This window comes from Calditerrivibrio sp., from assembly GCA_026415135.1.
Classification (GTDB): Bacteria; Chrysiogenota; Deferribacteres; order Deferribacterales; family Calditerrivibrionaceae; genus Calditerrivibrio.
The window spans coordinates 1-3,995 of record JAOAHS010000063.1; the positions used below are offsets into that span (position 1 = coordinate 1).

The 3,995-nt window shown below is 30.7% G+C and carries 2 protein-coding genes; both read left to right on the forward strand.

Features of this window, described 5'->3' with window-relative positions; all coding sequences use genetic code 11:
- Nucleotides 1–2,021, forward strand: a 2,021-nt coding sequence (locus N3C60_10080; protein ID MCX8085256.1) for a UvrD-helicase domain-containing protein, incomplete at its 5' end; no start/stop codon positions are given.
- Nucleotides 2,014–3,995, forward strand: a 1,982-nt coding sequence (locus N3C60_10085; protein MCX8085257.1) for a hypothetical protein, incomplete at its 3' end; no start/stop codon positions are given. The genes N3C60_10080 and N3C60_10085, both read left to right, overlap by 8 nt.

Consider the following 3,995-nt stretch of genomic DNA (forward strand, 5'->3'; position numbering starts at 1 on the left):
AGGTTATGAGGGAGCAGAATATCGTTGATGGATCTGAGATAGCCAAAAAGGTTTCTGAATTATTAAAAAGTGAAAATGGGGTAACAATGGCTTATTGTAGATTGGGGGAGACTATCTATCATTATCTGATAGATGAATTTCAAGATACTTCAAGGGTACAGTTTGAAAGCATGAAACCTTTGATAGATAATGCCATCTCAGTCGGTGGAACAGTGTTCGTGGTTGGGGATAAAAAGCAAAGTATTTATGGATGGAGGGGAGGCGACTATACTCTTTTTGATGAATTAAAAAATTTTAATCAGGAAACTATGAAGAATAATTATCGCTCTGGAAAGAAGATTGTTCAGTTTAACAATGAAACTTTTGAAAATTTAAAAAAGAATGATACATTTTTAAACCATCTAAAAAAAATATTTTTAGAAGACGAGAGCTTTAATGATACTTTTAAAAATGTGTATGAAAATGTGGAACAAGACCTTATAAATGAGTTTGAGGGTCATGTAGATATATGTTTGATTTCTGAAAAAGATTTTAATACAGATGAAGATAAAAAAGATATACTTTATGAATTTTATAAAAACAGGTTAATAAATGTACTAATAAGTTTGTTTAACAGGGGGTATAAGGCATCAGATATATTGATATTGGTTAGGGAGAATGATACTATACCCACGATAATCGATTGGGTATATTCTGAGCAGAGTTTAAGGTGGTTGCAATTTATTACCGATGGAAACCTGAGGATTAAAAGTGATTTTAATATAAAAAAGATTTTACTATGTGCTTTATATTTCATTAACACTGATGACCCTTTTTATGAAGGTGCTTTAAAGGAACTTTGGATTAATGTTATCAATGAAAAAAGGGATGGTCATATTGTTGTTTCTCCTTATGAGTTTTTTGTGGGTATAGTTGAATCTTTACAGTTACAGAAGGATATATATGTTAAGACATTTTTGGAAGAGGTAAACTGTTTGGTAAACAAAGGATTGACTATTAGGGAGATACTGAATTATTTTGAAACTAATGATGTAAGCTTGACTATGGGTTATGACATAGATGCCATCAGGATTATGAGTATTCACAAGTCAAAGGGTTTGGAGGGTAAGGTTGTTATATTACCTTGTTATGATTGGGAACTTAATAAAACGATCAAAAATTTGTTTGATACAGTAGATTTATCATATTTTTATGAAGATACAAAAGGTAAAATTTTTGGTGACATGAAAAAGCTTAGAATATTTTCTAAAAAGATACAAGATAAATATAATAAAAAGCTCATTGCTGAAATCATTGAAAATATAAACCTCATGTATGTGGCAAATACAAGAGCTGTGGAGGAACTTTATATCACAGGTTGTTATTCTTTGAATGAAGATGGTAATTATCCGAAGGTTTTGAAGACATCAAGTTTGTTAAATATGGTTATAGGTGAAGAGTATAAAAATTCTGAATGTAGTCAGGATAAATCCTCTAATGTTGATATGGATAAGATTTTTAAGGAAATCTCTACTCCAAATGATATGGAAGAAAAGGGTAGTAAAAATGTAAAATTTTACAGGTTTAGGAAGAATTTTGTTACTGAGCCTTTATACGATGATGTACTAGAAGGTGGTAGAAGGGGTGTGTTGATACACAATCTTTTAAGTAAGATTGATGTAATCCCTGATAATGTTGAGGTAGAGGAATTTGTGGAAAAGTTTTTGGATAAGCAAGGCTCCGGCACTCAAGTTTATGATGATCTTAAAAAGATTCTGATAAAAACTATAAGCGATCTTAAGGATTATTTTTATGAGGTTAATGCTTGTTGGACAGAAAAGGAGTTTGTTACAGATGATGGAACAATACTGAGATTGGATAGATTGGTGAAAAAGGGGGATCATTATACTGTTATAGATTTTAAAACAGGCGATAAAAAAGAAAGTGATAAAGGTCAGATAAAACGATATTGTAACCTTTTACCTTTTAATGTAACTGGTGTTATCTACTATTTAAAAACGGGGGAAAAATTGAATGTTTGAACTACATTTAGTTGATTTATCTAAAGATATGATAGATTATTTAAAAGATCTGATTATTAACTCGGAGTGTAAAAAAATATTTTTCATTTCGGCAAATAAGAGACCTATAAGGTTTTTGGAACAAAGGCTGGATATAGATTATCTTTTGAAAACTGATTTTTATGTGTTTGATGATTTTGTAAAGGAGTTTGTTTTAAAGCATACAAATGATAGTGTTCTGTATCAGTCGAATTTGGAACGCTACTTCTTTATGTTGGATGTTATCCGTAGTCATAATCATGTGTATGAGGCTTTAGGTAGAGAGGATAAAAAGGTTTTTCCATGGGCCAAAAGGCTTTCTAGTCTTTTCAGTGAAATAGATAAAAATCTTCCAATAGATACTGATACTTTAGATTTATCAAAAAACTTGGACAATATTTATATAGAGATGTTAAAAGAGAGTGACACTATTTTAAGTAATATCAAAACCTTATACAATACATATAGGAAGCAAATGGGGAATCAGATTTATGGGGGTGAGCTATATCGGAGGATGCTTAAATTATTGGAAAATGTGGATCTTACAGATTATGAATTTATCTTTAGTGGTTTGTTGTATTTGTCAAAGTTAGAAATTGAAATATTAAAAAAGATTGCATCCAAAACTAAGGTCTGTTTTGTATTGTACAGTGATAACCACAATAGAAATAAGTATTTTAATTGTTTTGAAGCAGTGGAGCTTACTGTGAGGGAAATTGAAAGAGTTGTTAAAAATGTTAACAGAGTAATTTCAAAAGAAGACAGTTTTATGCTTCCAGAAATAAATTTTTATGATTCCTCAAGCTGTATGCAGGAAATGGAGGAGTTATCTAATAGGCTCGAAAGAGATTTTTCTGAAATCAATAAAGCTAATGAAGTTGCTGTTTTATTACCAGATGAATCTGTTCTGAGGCTTTTTCTAACAAACATACCCGAAAAGATAGGAGACAATCTGAATATTACTATGGGGTACCCTTTTGTACAAACTAATGTTTACGGCTTTTTAATAAGATTTCTCGATGTCATTTACAGGGCAGAGATACAAGAAAATGGATTTAAGATAGATAGTGATATCCTCATTAAATTGTGCGATTTTGAAAATTTGATTGTGCATGATGGGTTTAAGAGAGAGTTGATCGATATAAAACGATGTATTTTCCGGCAAGAAAGAAAGAATGTTGTTTTAAATGGTGGTTTTTTGTATAATTTGATCTGTCAGTTTAAAGAAAATGTCACCTTAGAAAAGTGGAGGAGTTTATTTGAAAATTTGCTGAGCTATTTGATAAGGTCTGTATATGATGAAAAAGACTTGAGTTTTATTTTAAATGCGAATATAGCTCTTCTTTTCATAGATGAAATAAGTGCTAAAATAGAGGGGGTAAAAGATCGATATGTAGATATTGAATTTCTAATATCCATTATAAAAGAGATAGCGAAAGATATCTTTATACCTTTTGAAGGTAGTCCCCTTAAAGGTTTGCAGGTAATGGGTATGCTGGAGTCAAGGGGGCTTAAATTTGACACTCTTTTTATTCTTGATGTAAATGAGGGTATATTACCTAACTATGACAAAGTAGATCCCCTTTTGCCTGAAATGGTTAAGAGGTATCTTGGGCTACCTACATATAAGGAAAAAGAGCTTTTGATGAGGTATAATTTTTTCAGGGCAGTTTATTCTGCTAAAAAGGTGTTTTTGTTTTATAGATCTGGTGAAGAAAAGGGGGAAAAATATACAAGGAGTAGATACATTGAACAACTAATCTTAACTAAAGAACTGAATGAAAAAAGACGTATATCTATACCTAAAATAAATACACCTTTTGTTTATAAAAAAAATACAGAATTGTTGATAGAAAATCAGAACACCAATATTTCACACTTTTCTCCAACTCATTTGGATGACTATATCAACTGTCCATACAAGTTTTATTTGAGATATGTAAAAGAGATTAAGCC